The sequence below is a fragment of the Paenibacillus sp. LX16 genome, assembly GCF_036252815.1.
Classification (GTDB): Bacteria; Bacillota; Bacilli; order Paenibacillales; family Paenibacillaceae; genus Paenibacillus; species Paenibacillus polymyxa_B.
Window position 1 is genome coordinate 483,985 of record NZ_CP141152.1, and the last position, 20,107, is coordinate 504,091.

14 protein-coding genes are annotated in these 20,107 nt (G+C 46.5%); 9 read left to right on the top strand and 5 right to left on the bottom strand.

The window, feature by feature from the left end:
* Positions 1-62 precede the first annotated feature (62 nt).
* The 4 genes from T3H97_RS02175 (at position 63) to T3H97_RS02190 (ending at position 4,446) form a co-directional block, all read left to right on the top strand.
* Positions 63-1,124 carry an EAL domain-containing protein gene (locus T3H97_RS02175; protein WP_328801554.1) on the top strand — a complete coding sequence of 354 codons (1,062 nt, stop codon included), beginning with the start codon at positions 63-65 and terminating at the stop codon, positions 1,122-1,124.
* Between the two features lie 312 nt (positions 1,125-1,436).
* Entirely contained in the window at positions 1,437-2,450 is a 1,014-nt protein-coding gene (locus T3H97_RS02180) for a zinc-dependent alcohol dehydrogenase family protein (protein WP_328801555.1), read from the top strand.
* Between the two features lie 31 nt (positions 2,451-2,481).
* Positions 2,482-3,639 carry an SMP-30/gluconolactonase/LRE family protein gene (locus T3H97_RS02185; RefSeq protein ID WP_328801556.1) on the top strand — a complete coding sequence of 386 codons (1,158 nt, stop codon included), beginning with the start codon at positions 2,482-2,484 and terminating at the stop codon, positions 3,637-3,639.
* 18 nt (positions 3,640-3,657) lie between these two features.
* Positions 3,658-4,446: an SDR family oxidoreductase gene (locus tag T3H97_RS02190; RefSeq protein WP_028541208.1), complete on the top strand. Its 789-nt coding sequence runs from the start codon at positions 3,658-3,660 to the stop codon at positions 4,444-4,446.
* Between the two features lie 307 nt (positions 4,447-4,753).
* On the opposite strand, the gene T3H97_RS02195 is transcribed toward T3H97_RS02190, so the two are convergent.
* A complete protein-coding gene (locus tag T3H97_RS02195; RefSeq protein WP_328801557.1) occupies positions 4,754-5,845 on the bottom strand; it encodes a hypothetical protein in 1,092 nt (363 codons plus the stop codon).
* A gap of 272 nt (positions 5,846-6,117) precedes the next feature.
* Between T3H97_RS02195 and T3H97_RS02200 the strand changes: the two genes are divergently transcribed.
* Positions 6,118-7,815 carry a glycoside hydrolase family 13 protein gene (locus T3H97_RS02200; protein WP_103046746.1) on the top strand — a complete coding sequence of 566 codons (1,698 nt, stop codon included), beginning with the start codon at positions 6,118-6,120 and terminating at the stop codon, positions 7,813-7,815.
* Between the two features lie 114 nt (positions 7,816-7,929).
* Here T3H97_RS02200 and T3H97_RS02205 read toward each other — a convergent pair whose 3' ends face one another.
* A complete protein-coding gene (locus T3H97_RS02205) occupies positions 7,930-8,652 on the bottom strand; it encodes an HAD-IIB family hydrolase (RefSeq protein WP_328801558.1) in 723 nt (240 codons plus the stop codon).
* A gap of 160 nt (positions 8,653-8,812) precedes the next feature.
* The gene (gene pdaA / locus T3H97_RS02210) at positions 8,813-9,610 is read right to left on the bottom strand and encodes a delta-lactam-biosynthetic de-N-acetylase (RefSeq protein WP_328801559.1); all 798 of its coding nucleotides are present in this window, start codon (positions 9,608-9,610) and stop codon (positions 8,813-8,815) included.
* A 262-nt stretch (positions 9,611-9,872) separates the two neighbouring features.
* On the opposite strand from pdaA, the gene T3H97_RS02215 reads away from it, so the two are divergent.
* Together T3H97_RS02215 and T3H97_RS02220 are read left to right on the top strand one after the other, a co-directional pair.
* Positions 9,873-10,895, top strand: coding sequence for a methionine ABC transporter ATP-binding protein (locus tag T3H97_RS02215; protein ID WP_165178804.1), 1,023 nt, complete (start codon positions 9,873-9,875; stop codon positions 10,893-10,895).
* Positions 10,892-11,557 carry a methionine ABC transporter permease gene (locus tag T3H97_RS02220; protein WP_023986716.1) on the top strand — a complete coding sequence of 222 codons (666 nt, stop codon included), beginning with the start codon at positions 10,892-10,894 and terminating at the stop codon, positions 11,555-11,557. Before T3H97_RS02215 ends, T3H97_RS02220 begins: the two co-directional genes overlap by 4 nt.
* Here the strand turns inward: T3H97_RS02220 and T3H97_RS02225 are convergent.
* Positions 11,554-11,928: a MerR family transcriptional regulator gene (locus T3H97_RS02225; protein ID WP_025722906.1), complete on the bottom strand. Its 375-nt coding sequence runs from the start codon at positions 11,926-11,928 to the stop codon at positions 11,554-11,556. The two genes, T3H97_RS02220 and T3H97_RS02225, sit on opposite strands and share 4 nt — an antisense overlap.
* A gap of 98 nt (positions 11,929-12,026) precedes the next feature.
* Positions 12,027-13,007, bottom strand: a complete 981-nt coding sequence (locus T3H97_RS02230; protein WP_025722907.1) for an aldo/keto reductase — start codon at positions 13,005-13,007, stop codon at positions 12,027-12,029.
* Between the two features lie 275 nt (positions 13,008-13,282).
* On the opposite strand from T3H97_RS02230, the gene T3H97_RS02235 reads away from it, so the two are divergent.
* On the top strand, positions 13,283-16,645 hold the full coding sequence (locus tag T3H97_RS02235) for an S-layer homology domain-containing protein (protein ID WP_328801560.1): 3,363 nt from the start codon (positions 13,283-13,285) through the stop codon (positions 16,643-16,645).
* 162 nt (positions 16,646-16,807) lie between these two features.
* On the top strand, positions 16,808-19,951 hold the full coding sequence (locus T3H97_RS02240) for an ATP-binding protein (protein ID WP_328801561.1): 3,144 nt from the start codon (positions 16,808-16,810) through the stop codon (positions 19,949-19,951).
* Positions 19,952-20,107 lie beyond the last annotated feature (156 nt).

Consider the following 20,107-nt stretch of genomic DNA (forward strand, 5'->3'; position numbering starts at 1 on the left):
TGTTCTAGTTATTTGTGATATAATGGTGAAAAAACCGGAAAATTGTTCCGAGGAGGACCATTATGACATGCAGCAATTGCAGCATCATATTACCTATTAAGGATCAAGGATTGCTCAGAATTAGGCATTCCAGGGTGTCGCTTACTCCAGCATTAGATGGTTTGGGTATGCTATCGGAACAAATGAAGCAGGAACATGGGCGTGAGGACAACATAGAGTTTCGCTATGACAGCCGTTCAGAGCTGGAACAGCTCGTTAACGGACTGGCTCGTCTGCCGCAGGAATACTTGAACCATATGCAAGTTGTGGTGACCGGCCTGCATCATGTCGAAGGATATGAGGAGTGGCTTTTATTTAGTCAATTGCAAGCCAGACTGCAACATCCGGATATCGTGAGTATCATTAAGGATCGAAGTTTTTCCAGCCATATGCAGCCTATTGTTGACCATAAGCTGGATATTATGGGGTTTGAGTTTTTACTGCGTCCGTCACATGCGGAGAGACCTTTTCAGCCTTTCCGACTGTTTGAAATCGCCCGTGAAGCTGGCTTGCATGCTCATCTGGATCGCTCGGCTCGTATTTCCGCTATTGAAAAAAGTGCAACATGCCTTCCTGCGGGGATTAAACGTTTTATTAACTTTCTCCCTTCCACCATTTATAATCCGGCTTATTGCTTGAATCACACCTTTGAGACGATTGATCGGTTATCCATGAATACAAGGGATTTTGTATTTGAGGTTGTAGAAACGGAAGAGATAGATGACCTTAATTTTTTGCATCATATCTTTGATCAATATCGCGATCGAGGAGTTTCGGTAGCCCTTGACGATGTGGGGGCAGGTTATTCTACGACAGAGCTTATGAATTGTCTTCAGCCAGATTATGTTAAAATTGACCGCAGTATAATTGACGGCTGTCATAGTAACAGCGATCAGAAGCGGCAAATTACAGGGATTGTGGAATCGGCTTTTCGTTTTGGAGGCCAAGTGTTGGCTGAAGGCGTAGAGCAGATGAAGGATTTTGAATTTTGCCGTGAAGCAGGTGTATCACTGGCTCAGGGTTATTTGTTTGGCAAGCCGGAGCCCGGTCCGCCCTCCAACTTTATGCTTAGTAGCGTAATATAAGTCAGGAACAAATTTAAGAAGACGTATTTTATAAAAATTTGAGCTTAAATAAGGCTGTGGCATAAGCAAATTCCAATTCTATTGGACAGTGCTTATATCACCATTAATGTAAAAAAAAACGCGAGTTGCAGAGGTTTTCTCACCCCTGCAACTCGCGTTTTTTGGACATGCTTGCCGTTTTTATTTTTAAAGTAAAGATTGACGTCTTAAGGATAATTAGATACAGTGTATTGTATAGGAAACAGTGTTTCCTATACAATACACTGTATCTATACTAGGTAAAAAGTTAGCATTACAGGGAGGACAACCAAAATGAAAGCAGTGCAACTAAAAAATGGTTTTGGCTTTGAAGAGTTAACCTTGACGGAACTTGACATACCGGTGCCAGGACGGCTGGAAGTTCTGATCCGCATAAGGGCAGTGTCTCTTAATTACCGGGATTTGGTAGTTATCAACGGAGTAATGCCGATCGGCATTCAATTTCCCTTCATTCCGTTATCCGATGGAGCGGGTGAAATTGTAGCTGTGGGCGAAGGGGTGACAAAATTTCAGGTTGGACAAAGGGTAGCGGCAAATTTACAACAGAAATTCATTGGCGGGAGCACGAGAGCGGAGGTCTTAAAGGACAGTCTGGGAGGCCCGCTCAGTGGAGTGGCGGCTGAATATATCGTTCTTCATGAAGAAGGGGTCGTCGCCATTCCGGATCACCTTTCTTGGGAGGAGGCTTCCACCTTGCCGATTGCGGCATTAACTGCATGGAGCATGCTGATGGAATCCGGCGGGCTGCGAGCGGGGGATACGGTGCTCTTGCAAGGAACAGGCGGTGTTTCCATCTTTGGACTTCAATTCTCTCTGATGGCGGGAGCAAGGGTAATTATCACATCGAGCAGCAATGACAAGCTCGAACGAGCAAAGGATCTCGGCGCATGGCAGACAATCAACTATTCGGAAGTTCCCGAGTGGGATAAGGTGGCTCTGGAGCTGACAGGCGGCGGAGTTGACCATGTCCTGGATGTAGGGGGAGCGGCAACAATGGCGCAATCCATCAATGCACTTCGTACCGGAGGGACTGTGAGCATGGTCGGATTCTTATCGGGCTTGACTATTCCTGAGTTCGATGTCACCAGCATTTTGCAGAAGGCTGCGACGATTCGCGGCAGCCAAGTCGGTAACCGGGAACATTTCGAAAACATGAATCGTGCCATTTCCCACCATCGTTTACATCCTGTCATTGACCGAGTATTCCCGCTCAGCCGAATCGGCGAAGCCTTCGCACTTTTGGCTGAAGGAAAACAGTATTTCGGTAAAATCGTCGTTCAATTATAAATATTATTCACATCACATAGGAGGCACTCTAATGCCCAGTAAATCTGATTTATCTGTCAAAGATTCTCAAGGAAGAAAGAATAAGAAACCGCGTAAATGGGTACGCAGAACCGGTTTATCGCTGCTGGCGGTAATCCTTCTGGGAGTGGCTATTTTTATGCTCATCCCTTCCCCTGTGCAGCCTGCAAAATGGCTTGCACCTTCGGCTCCCTCTTTTGAACAAGCGGGTCCATGGCAACAAAACAACAAACTCAGCTCCGCAGAGCTTGTTACAGATGCCCCTAAGTTTCCGGAATTCATCACCTTTGACAAGGAAGGGAATTTATATACGGGGGACTCCGACGGGGAAATTTATAAGGTTGCCTTTGATACTAAGGGCAATCCGCAAAAGGCCCAGCTATATGCAGATACCAAAGGAACGCCCAATGGACTTATGTTTGACGCAAGTGGAAATCTGATCGTTACGGATGTTAAGAAGGGGCTACTGTCGGTAGATCCTTCCGGAAACGTGACGGTGTTGGCCAATCAAGTGGACGGCACACCGATCTATTTGGCCAACGAGCTGGATATTGCCAAAGATGGTACCATTTATTTTTCTGACACCTCCAATTATGGCAGTGTAGTCTTTAAAGAAATCGCCGAGAACAAGCCACATGGACGTTTGCTGAAATATGATCCGGCGACCAAGCAGACGACAGTTCTGTTGGAAGGCCTTTATTTTGCGAACGGGGTTGCCTTGTCTGCAGACGAAGATTTTGTGCTTGTGGCAGAGTCGTATCACTACCAATTGACCCGATACTGGCTCAAAGGGCCGAAGAAGGGGACTTCGGATATTTTTGTGGATAATCTCGCCGGTTTTCCGGATAACATTACGCGTGATGATCAAGGCCATTTCTGGGTCGGTCTCTTCACGACACGTATTCCCTTTGTAGATCAAATGCATGAAAGCCCGTGGCTGGCTGGAATGATGGCCAAATTACCTCAATCGCTGCTCAGCGGTGCAAGCGCACCTGTGAAGCATGGGCTTGCTGTGGAGCTAAATCCGCAGGGTAAACTCATCGGAAGCTGGCATGATCCTGAAGGCTCGCTTTATGGGGTAACCACGGCTGTAAATCATGACGGATATTTATATATAGGTACAGCTCCTGGAGGCAGCCAGGGTGTTCATCGTGTGCTTTTAACCAAATAAGCTTGGGGAGGGTATAACATGATATTGGATGAGTTGAGATTATCCTGGAAAGCGAAGGAAAGCCTGGCCGGGAAAGTAGCTTTGGTAACAGGCGCAAGCAGCGGCATTGGGGCATCGATTGCAAAAAAACTGGCAAAGCGAGGCGCGTATGTAGCTGTATTGGCACGCCGTCAGGAGCGATTGGATGAATTGGTTCGCGACTTGCACCAAGAGGAATTGTACGAGGTCATGGCAATACCTGCTGATATCCAAAAAGCTGAAGATGTACAGCAGGCGGTCCACGCCATTCTTGAACGCTGGGGACGGCTTGACATTATCGTTGCCAATGCCGGCTTCGGGTATCGAAGCCCACTGGCAGAAGTGGAACTGGAAAGGTGGGAGGAGCTTTACAAGACGAATGTGCACGGTCTTGTCCTGACACTGAAGTACGGACTTCAGCCAATGAGGGAACAGGCCAAGGGGGATGTTGTCATTGTCTCCTCTATTGCAGCGAAGGAAGTGGTTGCCGGAGGAGGACTATACAGCGCTACCAAGTACGGCGTTAGCGCCATAGCCTCTGCATTGCGTTTGGAGACCAGTACGCAAGGAATTCGTGTAACTGCAATTCATCCCGGGGCGGTGGCGACGGAATTTTCGCAGGTGGCCGGATATCCCGAGCAGGAAATTCGGGCGTTTGCTTCGAGCGTTTTGCCGCTGCATCCCGATGATGTTGCAGAAGCTGCCCTTTATGCACTAGAGCAGCCGGAGCATGTCAATATTCCAGAGTTGACCATTATGCCTTCGAGGCAGGTCCAGCGGTTCAAATAGAGCAATATTTATTCTGACACAAGCCGGATAACCGGGTATGGTCATCGACGATGCCGGGTATGGCGGCGAAGAGGACTACGTGCCTTCGCTTGACCATAACCTGCTCAAATGGGTGAGCATGAACTAAAAAGCGCGAGCTACAGGGGGGAATAACCCTTGCGCTCGCGCTTTTTTATACTAATGACGAAGCGTGACTGTCCAATAAAATTTAAAACCAGCTTTGGGACAGCTCCATTTACTATAGAGCAGACCATATCCTGTGAAAATTTTGGCTCCACGTTCGCTTATCCAGTCATCGTGAGCATAGCTATAGTGTAATGACGTACAGACCTAGCGGCGTAGTTGCACTGCCGGCGACCATGAAGCTCAGATCATAGCTGGATCTGCCGGGAGGGACGCTGATATCAGCCAATCGGCATACCTTGGTATTATCTCGTAGCAGAGGAATACCATATACACGATCATCTACGCGTACAGACCCGGCGAACGCGCCCCCACGTGGATTGGCGTAGATTCGTACGATACGTACCTCGTCACTGTCATTAATGATGGGAATGGTCGCGTTGTATATGGTTCCGAATTGTCCGCGATTATCTAGCGCAGGCCCCAGCTCGCTGCGTGCCCCGGTAAATAGCAGATCGGCAGGAGTCTCGCCGTTCAGCTTTTTGGTGGCACACGCCCGATAGTTGGCGCTCTGCCCCACCACGTACTCTGGCATCCGCGCATTCGTTTCGGAAAAGGACCACACCCCTCGTGGATGCGCCTGGGGTGGAGGTACGGGAGGAAGCGCATCCATATGAATCTGGCGCAGATCGGTCTGCGTATCCTTGCTGATCACGGTGCGAATCACATAATCCAGCGTACCGTGGCCTTCAGCAAATTCTACTGTGAGGTCATAGATGAATCCGGCCAGCGCTCCTTCGGGCAGCTCAAATTCCTCCAGTAGGGCGGTGCCTTTGCCGAATTTATGACGGTCTACTGGCTTCAGACGTTCCATCGTACCTGCCAAACAGCTTTTGGCAATAGACTGCCCGACATCTATAATCCAGTTGGCATCCTCTGGCACAATCTTAAGGGCACGTTCAATATGACGTACTTCTAGTTTAGCAGCGCTTCTGTTCTCTACGGTGATGCCCAGTTTAACAGCGCTGCCGATTTTGTTATAATGCCAGCCGAAAATGCGATGTTTGACTGTTCGGGTTGTCGTGCGAACCACGTCATGCCACAGTGTGGCTTGCTCGGTAGGTACCGTCACATGGGTAAGCGTCTCCGGATTATCGCTAAGCATCAGGCGGCGGGTTCCCCCCTCAGTGGCTGACTCCACGTCCACATGGATATTGGGCGGGATCACAGCAGTTTCCACAATCAGATCCTTTGGCTTCTTGGGTCGATGGTTCATGTCAATTCCTCCTTTTATTCAAAAGTGGCACCGCTTTGAGTACATGTATATGGGCAGTTCATAAATATAGGTAACGCCAGGTCCACTTTTACAACCTGTGTTGCAAAATATTTTTTTAAAATAAATCTCCGTAGGTTATAGAGGCTCTACTATTGCGTCGAAGCAAGCTTACAAGACTCTTGTTCCCCCACACCAACGATTCGCAGACAGGTATTGCGTGTATGTTAAGAGCATAAGCTATTGGATGTACAGAGAAGCTACAGGAGGGAAACATGCCTAGAAAAATATGGTGGAAGGAAGCCGTTGTATATCAGATTTACCCGATCAGTTTTCAGGATTCTGACGGAGACGGTAAAGGGGACTTACGAGGTATTTTGTCCAGGCTGGATTATTTGTGTGAGCTGGGTATTGATGTAATCTGGATTTGTCCGGTATATAAATCGCCCAATCACGATAACGGATATGATATTAGTGATTATTATGCCATTATGGATGAGTTTGGAACAATGGAGGATTTTGACGAACTGCTTCACCAGGCGCATGAACGAGGCATCAAAATCATGATGGATTTGGTATTAAACCATACATCGGATGAGCATCCGTGGTTTACGGAGTCACGCTCGTCCAAGGATAATCCGAAGCGGGACTACTACATATGGCGAACAGGCAAAAATGGCGGATATCCGAACAACTGGGAATCGTATTTTTCCGGTTCAGTGTGGAAATATGACAAGCTTACAGACGAATATTACATGCATCTGTATTCCGAGCATCAGCCAGATCTGAACTGGGAAAATGAAGAGATGGTGGGCGAGCTCTACCGCATGGTGGAATGGTGGCTGAAAAAGGGAGTTGATGGCTTCCGTTTTGACGCCATTGCCCATATTGTCAAAGCCGAAGGGCTGCCGGATGCCGATAATCCTGACAAACGAACCTTGGTACGTGCCTATCAGCTTTTTTCCAATCTAGAACAGGTACATGTGCTTCTACGGATGCTGAATGAAAAATTACTGGAGCGTTATCCCTTAATGACAGTTGGCGAAACGTCTGGTTTAGGACCGGAACAGGCGCTTGATTATGTGGGGGACCAGCGGCATGAGCTGAATATGGTTTTCCAGTTTGAACACATGTTTATTGATGCCCAAGGGCTAGGGACAGAAAAATGGAAATCCAAGCCGTGGACACTGGTGGAGCTGAAAAAAATAATGAGCAGCTGGCAGACAGTGCTTCATGAGGAAGGATGGAATGCCAATTATCTGAACAATCATGACCAGCCGCGGGCCCTCTCGCGATTTGCGAATGATGGACAATATCGTGTGGAGTCGGCCAAAATGCTGGCAACCTTCACGCACATGCTAGAGGGTACGCCTTATATTTATCAGGGTGAGGAAATTGGGATGACGAATATTGCATTCCCGTCCATTGATGATTATCGGGATGTGGAAACGTTGAATTATTATGAGCAACAACGGAAGATCGGTGAGTCTGAGGAACAGATTATGGCAGAGATCTGGCGGAAAAGTCGGGATAATGCGCGTACTCCTATGCAATGGAATGCTGGACCTTCAGCCGGATTTACCGATGGAGAGCCGTGGATGAAGATTAACGATAACTACACACACATTAATGCAGAGGCAGAAAGAAATAATCCGGACTCGATTTTCCACTATTATCGCAAGTTGATTGCTCTGCGCAAACAACATGAGGTCATAGTCTATGGCGAATACAAGCTGCTGTTGCCGCTGGATACGGAGCTGTATGTATTCACTCGTATGTTGGGAGAAGAGCGTCTGCTGGTCATTTTGAATTTCTTTGACCGTGATCCGGTGTACCACTGGCCCGAGGAGGACTTTCCTGTCGCTAAGGCGGAGCTGCTGCTGTCCAACTACAAGCTGGTTCAAGGGGAACAACTGCATGCCTTGAAGTTGCGCCCTTATGAAGCCAGGGTGTATAAGCTAACCATGCAATAGGCGTTGCTATCTTTAGAATGGTAAAAGGAAGGGAAGGTTCATAGAGACCTTCCCTTTCTTGGCGTTTGGCTAAATGGTAACTGTTTCAGCCAACTCACGTATTTTGGCGATAATCTAGTCTTCTTGATTTTCCCCCTCATTAGGGATCGATTCAGTCGCGAAGGCAGCCAGTTCAGCATGGTGATGAATCATGACGGCATGGTGTGCCTCCCTGAACATCGGAATATCATTCGCATCATTGCCGAAGGCGATAAATTGACAGGGCTGCACACCAAGCTTCTGAAGCGCGTTCCATTTATGGATATTTTGCGGGCTGATGTCCAGTACTTGTTCATTACGGTGTTGATGGATGACCACGCCGAGCGGCGAAAGCTTGGCAGCCAGCCCATCCATATCGTCAGCAGTTAAAATGAGTATTTTTACAATGGATTTCAGGGAAGCCAAAGGCATTTTTTGCGCCAACTTGCTGATATCCACATTGTTGAGTATAGGATGATCAGCTGCGCCTGTGTATGCATAATCCCACTCGCTGTCAATCAGGTAGGTGGTTTGGTGTTCCTCCAGTAGTGCGAGCAAGGCATTCTTCACTTCAGGTAAAAAGAATTCCACGTGAGTTATACTGCCTTGTTGGGAGATCATAGAGCCGTTGCCACCAATCAGAGCATAGGTGTGAAAGCGTTTAGGAAGTACGGGGAGCATGTCGCGAATTGGCCGTGCCGAGGCAAAAATGACTTCATGTCCCGCTTGGGACAATTGTTCCAGACAGCTTGCGATCTTATCCGACACACACTGCCCCTTGAAGCAAATCGTTCCATCTAGATCAAATACAAAATGCATGATGTACCTCCAAAAAATAGTGCTTTCCAATTCATTTCTTAGAGTCATTATATCCATTACCTTCCTTGGTCGTAAACTAAAAAGCCCGATTCACACTGGCTACCATGGGCAGGTGTGGATCGGGCTGATAACGCATCGACTCATTAAATTCAATTACTATTTAGTGATAATGTTTTACCTTAAGGTCGTCTAGACTTTTAAACTCATACCCTTGCTTGCGAGCCTCGTCGATGATGGAACCAAGCGCTTCTGCATTGTCCTTGGATACGGAATGGAGCAGAATGACCGCACCAGGGTGGAGCTGACGAATGACTTGACGATAGGCATAGTCCGTTCCTTGCTGGATATTTGTGTCCCAGTCCTTATAAGCTACAGACCAGAATACGCTCGTATATCCGGCCTCTCGACAGGAAGCCAATGCTTTTTCACTAAAAATGCCGCGAGGCGGCCGGACGTATTTCATTTCTTTTTGCCCAGTTAGCTCTGCGGATGCATTTCGTACCCGATCCAGCTCAGACCGGATCTCTGCCGAAGAGATGGTGCTCATATCAGGATGGCTCCATGAATGGTTTCCGATAATATGACCCTCACTTGCCATGCGTCGCATCAAAACAGGCTGGTCTTTTACAAAATGCCCCGTCACAAAAAAGGCGGCTGGAACCTTTTTAGCCTTCAATACATCCAGCACTTTCGGAGTATACCCATTCTCATAGCCGTTGTCGAAAGTGAGAAATAATTCTTTTTTAGTCGTATCCCCTAGAAAGATACCACCTTGCCTTTCGATTAGGTGCATAAAGCCTTCTTGTGCGATGGAAGGTAGCTCCCCTCCCTTACTTTTTTTAAACCCAAAATGATAAGGCTGTCCGTCAACAGTCTGAGTAGCCCATGCGGGTTCTGCCGTAACTGTCAACATCCCTATAACTGCAATGCATAGCCACAAGGTAAATATTCGCTTCATCTATGTTCCTCCACTTCCGTCCCGTTCGGGTAAGGTGTGTATGCTTCGGCATATTTCATACCATCTGCAATATCATGCTGATTTATACAAGGACATGAACTAACCAGACTCAAAACACATATTGACATGAATATTAAATCGAAGTAGTATACTTTATAAAACTTACTAGAATACTCGGATTTAATTCGATCGTTCATGCCAAAGAAAAGCAATCAGCTCAGAACATCTTACATACTTGTGAGAACGGAAGGAGTTAGGACTCATGATTGAACTTAGGAATGTATCCAAAACCTATGTGAGAAAAGGTCTAAGTATTGAAGCGTTAAAAAATATAAATATCAAAGTGGATAAAGGAGATATTTTCGGATTTATCGGATTCAGTGGCGCAGGGAAAAGTACGCTGATCCGTTTGGTCAATCGTCTGGAGAAAGTAACCAGCGGAGAGGTTCTTGTTGAGGGGGAACAGTTAAATACCTACTCGACCTCTGGGCTGCGAAAGGTAAGGAAGAAGATCGGAATGATTTTTCAGCATTTTAATCTGCTGGAATCGAAAACAGTGTTCGACAACATTGCAATTCCGTTGGTGCTGCTTAAGCGCAACAAACGGGAAATAGAGGGGCGTGTAAAAGAGCTCTTGGCGTTCATAGGATTGTCGGACAAGGCGAATAGCTACCCCAGCGAGCTTTCCGGCGGACAAAAGCAGCGTGTGGGGATTGCACGGGCGCTTGCGAGTAACCCGTCCATTTTGCTCTGTGATGAGGCAACCTCGGCACTTGATCCGCAGACCACACAGTCAATTCTCGACTTGCTTCGCAAAATCAATAAGGAATACAAGATCACCATTTTGATCATCACCCATGAGATGTCGGTGATTCAGCGGATTTGCAACAAGGTAGCCGTAATGGAAAAAGGGGAGATCATCGAGCAGGGCAATGTCCTGGAGGTATTCGGGCAGCCGCAGCACCCGACGACGCAGAGCTTTGTACGCACGGTCATTCACGATACGGTACCCGAGAGTGTGCTGCAAACGTTCGAACAGCAAGAATCACAGCGAATATACAAGCTGGAATTTATAGGGCAGGTTGCTTCTGATCCGGTGGTTCATGAATTGATTCGGCAGCATGATATCCACGTAAACATTTTGTTTGCCAACATGACGGAGATTCAAGAAACGACGATTGGCTATATGACGATTCAACTGCGCGGTGGACAGCATGCCGTTCAGCAGGCTGTTGATTTTCTCAAGAGCAAAGGAGTCCATATTCAGGAGGTAGAGAGTCTATGATGATTACAGGAACCACGATCACCTGGGATCAACTGTGGGAAGCTTTGTATGAATCCGTGCTCATGGTCAGCATATCCTTATTTATTGGTGCCCTGATCGGTATCCCTATCGGTATTTTACTCGTCATCACCCGCCCGGGCGGAATTCTGGAGAACAAATGGCTGCACAATATTTTGAATCCGATCATTAACATTGTTCGTTCCTTACCGTTTATTATCTTGCTGATTGCGATCATTCCGTTAACCCGCCTGATTGTGAATACATCCATTGGGACCAGTGCGGCAATTGTCCCCTTGATTGTATATATTGCGCCATATATCGGCAGGCTGGTCGAAAACTCGCTGTTGGAGGTAAATCCGGGGATACTGGAGGCAGCAGATGCGATGGGGGCGACCCCATTCCAGGTCATTCGATACTTTTTGCTTCCTGAGGCATTCAGTTCTCTGATTTTGTCGTTAACGACAGCATCCATTGGTCTGATTGGTGCTACTGCTATGGCTGGTGCGGTCGGCGGAGGCGGAATTGGCGATCTGGCGATCGCATATGGCTATCAACGTTTTGATACGCTGGTTATGCTGATTACCGTCATCATTCTAGTCTTGTTTGTACAAGGTGTTCAGTCCTTGGGGAACCTGTTGTCCCGTAAAGCACGCAGGGGCTAAATTAGATGTTTTTCTTTTTCACCTATTGTCTGTTCATAGCTTGTAATTTTATAATCCATGCGTTCCAACACATTTTCCATATCTTTCATTTTTGCAATGAGCTGCTTGCGCTGCTCTATTAGGAGTTCTTTTCTAGCATTCATCGTTTCATCACCTTGCTGGAATAACCTAACATACTCAATCAAAATTTCAATGGGAAGTCCTACGCCTCGCATACATTTAATATATTCAACCCATCTGCAATCTTCTTCCGTGTAATCCCTGATGCCACTTTTATTACGGTTCACACGCGGAATAAGTCCGATGCGTTCATAATAGCGGAGTGTATCCTGAGATAGTTCAAATTTTTTGCTTACTTCTGCGATCAACATGCAGACTTCACCTCCTGATTCTGATCAAGAAACGCCCTATGTAAATGGATAGGGCGTTCTTGTCGTTTCTTATTTCGAAACTGTCATTTCATCCATATTTACTGAGCGCCAACTACCGGATGAGGAACATACGGCTCTTCCAGCAATGCGATTTCTTCAGGTGTTAACGTAATCGAAAGAGCAGCTACTGCATCTTCAAGATGAGACGTTTTCGTAGCACCGATAATCGGAGCTGTTACCGGTTCTTTCTGTAGCAACCAGGCAAGTGCGATTTGAACGCGGGGAACTCCACGTTTTTCTGCGATTGCCGCAACCTGCTCCACGATCAATCGATCGGTATCTGCAGTCGCATCGTATTTAGATTTCGCAACTTGATCGGTTTCGGAACGATGTGTTGTTTCCTGCGCATCACGCGTCAACCTTCCACCTGCAAGCGGGCTGTATGGAATCACACCGATTTTTTCTTCCTTACAAAGCGGCAGCATCTCTCTCTCCTCTTCCCGATATAAGAGATTTAAATGGTTCTGCATTGATACAAATCGGGTCCATCCATTCTTTTCAGCGACATGTAATGCCTTCAGAAACTGCCATGCGTACATGGCAGAAGCACCAATATATCTTGCTTTCCCGGCCTTCACAACATCATGTAATGCTTCCATCGTCTCTTCAATAGGGGTATTGTAATCCCAGCGATGGATTTGGTACAGATCCACATAATCTGTCCCCAGTCGCTTAAGGCTCTTATCTATTTCACTCATGATAGCCTTTCGGGAAAGTCCCGCACCATTCGGGCCTTGATGCATACGGAAATGAACCTTGGTCGCGAGGACAATTTCATCTCGATTCGCATAATCCTTTAAAGCCCGTCCAACAATTTCTTCGCTAGTTCCATCTGAATATACATTCGCGGTATCAAAAAAATTAATACCTAGCTCCAGGGCATTTTTTATAATGGGACGACTGCGCTCTTCATCTAGTATCCATGGGTGAATCCACCGTTCTGCAACCCCAAAGCCCATACACCCAAGACAGAGCCGGGATACATCCAAGCCGGTATTTCCAAGTTTCACATAGTCCATTTGATTATACCTCGCTTTCCTAGATATTGTTTTCTTCAAATGTAGTCTACTCCAGCTACTTACACCGGATATTATTACATTTGGAGTTCACTCCAAGTCAAGCGATTTTGTTGCGTGATGCCTTCATATAGGTCTAATTGTTCAGAATTGGTTCAGTGGGACTTCGTATAATTCTCTTAGCATAGTTCCTTGGTTGCATAATCCGTAGAACTAAACATGACTAAAGACTTTGATAAAACAGGTTATATGCCAATAAATATTGTCTAGGAGTGGAAATGTTGAAACTTGTAAATCGAAATAAATGGATTGCATCTGCGATGGTATTGGGTATTGCTTCAGGTTCAATCATATCTCTGCCTTGGGTGGGCGGCGTCCAGACTGCTTTTGCAGCGACAGCAGATACGCAAAGCGAAACTGGATTTGTAGCACAAGCTCGCACCTTGGGTTTGATGACAGGCGGTAAGCAGGGCGATTTTATGGCACAAAAGAATTTGACCCGCGCAGAAGCGGCTAAAATTTTGTGCAGTCTGTTCCAGTTGGAAGTTAACAATCAGCCGCAAACTTCTTTTATGGATGTATCGTCCGATGCATGGGGCGCTCCCTATATTGAGGCTGTACGTGCAGCCGGGTATATGACAGGCAACGGGGAACTGTTCCGTCCGGGGGATGCCATTACCAAGGAAGAACTGATCGTATCGTTAGTACGTGCAATGGACTTACAGGATGCCAGCACAGCGAATGCACAGCAAAATGCAGTTCAGGTTGCCCGCTCTTATGGTCTGTTATCAGAGGATGCTTCTGCAACGGATTTGAAAAATCCATTGAACCGGGAGAGTGGTGCAGAAGTATTCGTCAGCCTGCTGGATCATCCGGTAGGAGAAGTGAAATCAGAGGGCAATACCGTTCGAATCGGAAATATCCCTTACCAGTTAGAAGGGTCTTTGCAAGGTTTGTTCGGTGAAAATAACAAAGCTGTATTAAAAGGGGCAAAATTCGACCTTAACCGTAATTTGCGTACACTGACAGGTGTGAATAAGCTGGAAATTAACGCAGACGGCGGCGTATTTGACGGTAAGGGTGTGTCTTTTGATGGACGCCTGATCGTCAATGGTTCGGTAACCTTGAAAAACATGTCCTCCACAGGCGTATTAGAAATCAAAGGCTCAGGTACCCAGCCTGTATCGGCCATTTTGGAAAATACGACATGGTCTGGTGTGGAGCTTGGCTCTAAAGATGCACAATTGACAGCAAGCGGGACGACAAAGATTGACAACTTAACGCTGAAAAATGATGCATCGATCGTGACCGAAGGAAATGCCGCGATTAGTCGTGTTTCATTGCAACAGGGACTCGGCAAGCTGTTGGTTAGCGGTAGTATAGGTTTGCTGGATGCAACTCAATATGTGGGCGTTCCTTTTATTACGTTGGCTAAGGGGGCTGCAATCAACCAGCTTAACCTGCCGGAACAAAAACAGCCGCAGGATGTTATCATTAACTATAATGCGATGAAAGAAGCTGTTAGTCTCGTAAATGGTACGAAGAACTCATCCTCTGCTGGATCGGTTGTCACGGACACAGCTAGTAAAGATAAGAAAAAACACGATAGTGACATTATCAGCGTAGACCGCAGTCAGCTGGAGACAGAAGTCCATGCAGCCAAAGAACTGCTGGAGCGTGCAGGTGAGGGTGGATCGGATCAGGCGCTTTACCCAGCCGCAGCGAAGGAAAGCCTGTCCATAGCAATCAATCAAGCTACGCTGGTACTGAACAATACAGCAGCAACACAGGCAGAGGTAGATCAAGCGCTCAGTACATTGAAACAGGATGTTTCTGTGTACACAGCCTCAGCCACAGAACCGGTGATTGGAACACAAGAATTAACTAGACTGATTCAGATAGCTTCGACTACCCTTGAACAAAACCGAATGGTTGGCGACGAATTCCCGCCTCTTTGGGATGACTCACTAAGTCAAGCTATTCAATTTGGCAACAATGTGTTGGAAGGAAATGCTCCTCAGAATATTGTGGATCGGGAAGTAAAAAGCTTGCGTCGAGTAATTGAAGTCTACAAAGCATCAGTAAAACTCAGAGATGCCTATCTGCATTTTCTCGATGTAACGGATCGTGTGGAGAATTTGAACACAGATAAAGCGCGTTATAACTCCTTAGTGAGGGAAGGATTAAGCGTATATGTGAATCCATTAACTACAACGGAGCAGTTGGAAGAATGGACACGAAAAATAGAAGCTACCACAGAATCATTCTTGGTACTGCAAACAGTCGACTTCTCAGTGCTTAAAAATACTTTACAAGAAGCGCAGGTTATCTACGATCAGAGTAGCGCTCAAAATACTGCACTGTACAGCCTCATTCAGGAATATACAGAGAAGATGCATACCGCTATGACGCAGCAGGACGTATTGATCTTGAACATGGAGCTGAGTCAAAGACTTACGGAATTCACTGCCCCTCAACCTGCTACAACTCGGGAAAGACTGCAACAGTTGATTCAAGACATTCATTTAAAACTGCTGTCTAACCCTGTTGCTCGTAATTACTTGAATACGGAAATACTGTCTTTAGAGCAACAAACAGGACAAGCCAACTTTGCACTCATTATGCCGTTTACTCCTGAGGAGCAATTGGTGATCTCTTATAATCAATTAAGTCAGGCTAAAGGGACCTATATTGAAAAATATAACGAGAAAAGACTACAATTGAGAGACGAAATCATTGAAATGCAGACATCGATCAATGGAATTTTGGTGCAAAATTCAGGGGCATTAAGCGCTGAAGCCCAGCAAGCCTTGTCTTCTGCTGCAGAGCATGCCTCCATTTTCTTAAGTTTGCCTAGATTTGAATTGCAAGACGTTGTTCCTGTATATGAGGAGTTGCAACGGGTACAGAGCCAATATGCTGCACCAGTAGCAGTGGATACCACGTTGTTGAATATCAACATAAATTTAGCTATTAATGAAGTTCAGACGTTCGGACGTCATTATACCGATCAAGATAACGAAGAACTTCAAGGACAAATTAATCAGGCAAGCCTTGTGCTTAATAATTCGGATAGTACACAACTGCAGGTAGACCAGGCTAACACAGATTTGATTACAGCATTTTCGAACTACCAATCCAAATGGATCGTAACTGATCAGGATATCAATGAGCTCAAGACAATTGCGAACAATCTGCTCACAGCAAATGGTACAGATACTACGACGGTCTACTTTCAGAGAGTAGTGGATGCATATAATCATCTGGACCAGTATTATCCTATGCCGGAAATTAAGAAAAATTATATGAATCTGGAAGATGCGATTCAGGAGTATAAAGATTTTGTAGCCAGCCAGCAACAAAGCAGCGGAACAGGAAGCAGTGACAGTAGTGGTGGAGCAACTCCACCAAGCGACAACAGCGGAACAGGAAGCAGTGACAGCAGCGATGGAGCAATACCACCAAGCGACAACAGCGGAACAGGAAGCAGTGACAGCAGCGGTGGAGCAACGCCACCAAGCGATAGCAGCGGAACAGGAAGTGACGACAGCAGTGGTGGAGCAACGCCACCAAGCGATAGCAACGGAGATGATTCAGGCTCGATTCCTGGCGGTAGTATTGATGACGTTATGATTCCTTAATAAGGGAAATGCAGGAAGTACAAGGGTGTATAGAAGGGGACGATTCCGCACAGATTTTTGTCTGCGGCGGGCGTCCCTTTTTGCATGTGCAGCGCTTCTAATACAGCTGGTTAGAATAACCGATACTAAAAGATAGACGATATTGAAAAGAGCGGGGGATTTATGAAAAAACAGGGGGTTTTATTTTTTATTATACTTCTGCTTGCGGTTGCGTTACCGGTGTATCCGTTAGTGTCGGGTGTTTTATCCGGGAACAGTCATTGGAAAGCTCACAACGGTGTTATTGATTTGCGTAATTGGGACCCCGAAAAGGAAGGCCCTGTACAGCTGGGAGGGGAGTGGGAATTTTATCCCAATCAGTTTGTGCAACCTTCATCCTTTCATGGAATACAAGATAAGGATTGGGAAAATCATCAGAGTTCTTCAGAGATGGGGATGGAAACGAGATCTTCTGCCAAAATTGTGGATGTGCCTGGTAGATGGAATCAGTGGATGCCTGAGGGACAGGCGACCGGATATGGCACCTATCATATTCGTGTGCTGTTGCCTGAAAAAGCGGAAAATCTGTATGGCATCTATATGCAAAACATTCGCAGTGCCAGCCAAGTATGGATTGACGGAGGAAACGTCGGAGCGAGTGGTATTCCCTCTGTTTCTGCCGACAAGGGTAAGCAGGGCAATGTTCCCTATGTTGGGTTTGCAGCGGTAGATGGACATTCGGCTGATATTACCGTGCATGTGGCTAATTATAGCTATTCCTCTGGTGGGATTATTTATCCACTGTTATTTGGGGATTACGAGAGTATTACGCATAGCCGGGAAGTTGCAATGGCAGAGGACACCGTACTGATCGCAGGATTTTTTATTCCTACCGTATTTTTTATCATGCTGTACCTTTTACGTAAAAAAGAGAAGGCACTGCTTTACTTAGGATGCTTTTGCATCGCGGCATTATTTTACATTCTGACACATGGAGAAAAACTGCTGGTTTGGGGAATACCGGATTTACCTTATGAATGGGTACTGAAAATACAGTCGTTCTCGTCAACGCTGTTCTACTATTTTCTGATCCGCTATGTTCATCTTTCGACGCAGATTGTTATGAATCGGTTCGTGCTGCGCCTATATCATATTACAACTGCACTGATGCTGGGTATGGGGCTATTTTTGCCTACACTGGTACTCTCATCCTTTGAATTGTTTATTCTTCTTTTTGGTGTAGTCAGTGTGGGATACGTGTTACTAATCTTGATTCGTGGGCTTCTTCAACAGACGGATGACGCTGCACTGCTAGTCATTAGTATTATGAGCATTCTTATGATTGTAGTGACTAGTTTTGTGTATATTCTGGGCTGGGGAGATGTACGTGGGGTGACAGCCTATGAAATGCTCATATTCGTATTGGCTCAAACACTCCTACTAGCCAAACGTTTTGTACATTCGTTTATGGAGGTTGAGAACCTGTCACGACGGTTGCTCACACTGGATGGGTTAAAGGACGAATTTCTGGCGAACACGTCACATGAACTGCGCACTCCTCTGCATGGAATTATTAATATCGCTCAATCCATGCTAGACCGCTACGGGACACAATTCAATGAGCCGCAAAAGCACAATTTGGTCTTGATTGCGAATGTAGGACGCAGACTTTCTTATTTAATTAACGATATTCTGGATTTTTCTAATTTGAAAAATGGCAGATTAGCCTTAAATCGTCGGCCTGCCAATGTACAGGCAGCTGTGAATTCCGTGCTGGAGGTATTGGGTCATACGGTGGGTAAGAAAAAGCTTCATTTCGTCAAAGAATGGCCCCATTCGTTGCCCAAAGTGGATGCGGATGAGGATCGGCTGATTCAGATTTTGTACAATTTGTTGGGTAATGCGGTCAAATTTACGGAGGAAGGCGAAATTGTAATCTCTGCCAAAGCGGGGAGCCGTGAAATGGAAATCAGTGTGAAGGATACCGGATCCGGTATTGCCCAGGAGCATCTTTCGCATATATTTGAACCTTTTAACCGAGGGGCGAATGCTGAGGATGAAGGATACAGTGGGACAGGGCTTGGATTAGGCATAGTCCGTCGTCTGGTGGAACTGCATGGGGGTCATATCCGGGTAGAATCTAGATTGGGCAAGGGCTCAACCTTTTATTTTACAATGCCCTTAGCGCAGACTGGAACGTTGGTGCATGAAGCTCAAAAAGATGTTTCTTCTGCGGTTATATTGCAGCCTGGCGTGACGTCGGGTCAGAATGTGATTTTGCATGAAGAGGATGCACTGGAGCAAGTTCAGACTGTTCCTTACAAAGTGCTGGCTGTGGATGATGATGAGGTTAATCTTCGGGTGCTGGAGGAGCTATTATATACCACAGGTTGTAGCGTGGTGGCTGTGGATCATGCCGAGGAGGCACTTCACATGCTGAATGGCCGTACCCGATTTGACCTAGTCATTACGGATTGGATGATGCCGGAAATGTCCGGTATTGAGCTGTGCCGACGGATACGGGAACGGTATTCCCTGTCCGAGCTACCGGTGCTGCTGCTGACGGCACGCGACCTGCCCGGCGATATCCGCGCAGGTTTTATGGCGGGAGCGAATGATTTTCTACGTAAGCCTGTTGATGCTGAGGAATTAAAGGCGCGTGTGCGCACGCTGTTGAACATGCGTCATTCGGCAGAAGAAGCGGTGCGTTCGGAAATGGCCTTTTTACAGGCACAAATCAAGCCGCATTTTCTGTACAATGCCTTGAATGTTATTGTGTCGACTGTAGCCGTAGATCCGGACAAAGCAGCGGAGCTGCTCATGGAGCTGAGTCAGTATTTGCGGGGCAGTTTTGATTTTCAGAACAGGGAGAATACGGTACCGTTATCCAAGGAGTTGGAATTGGTAGAATCGTATGTGGCACTGGAAAAAGCGCGATTTGAAGAACGTTTGCAGGTGACCATAGAGGTAGGGAGGAACATCCGGTCGCTTATCCCGCCATTAAGCATTCAGCCTATCGTGGAAAATGCGATACGGCATGGTGTGATGCAACGGGCAACGGGTGGAACCGTGCGAGTAGTTGTACAGGAGGATGGAACCGATTTTGTGGTCAGCGTGACCGATGACGGCGTAGGGATTCCACCCGAGCGACTGGAACAGCTGCTGTCGGAGGATCATGTATCTTCCAGCGTGGGACTGCGTAATATCCATCGCCGTCTTATCCATATGTATGGAGAAGGGTTGCGGATTGAAAGTAATCCTATGCAAGGGACGACGGTAAGCTTCCGTGTGCCGGAAACGATCACACCCCGGAATACCGATGAATAAAAAAAGTACAGTACATTTGTCGGAAAAGCTAATGTCGCGTCCACGATGATACGATATATAAAATATAAGAAATTAAAAATCGTATGGTTAAAGCAGATAGTATGTAAATAGGGCATCATGATGGATGGTTGCAGCAGGAAGGGAGTACGGACACAA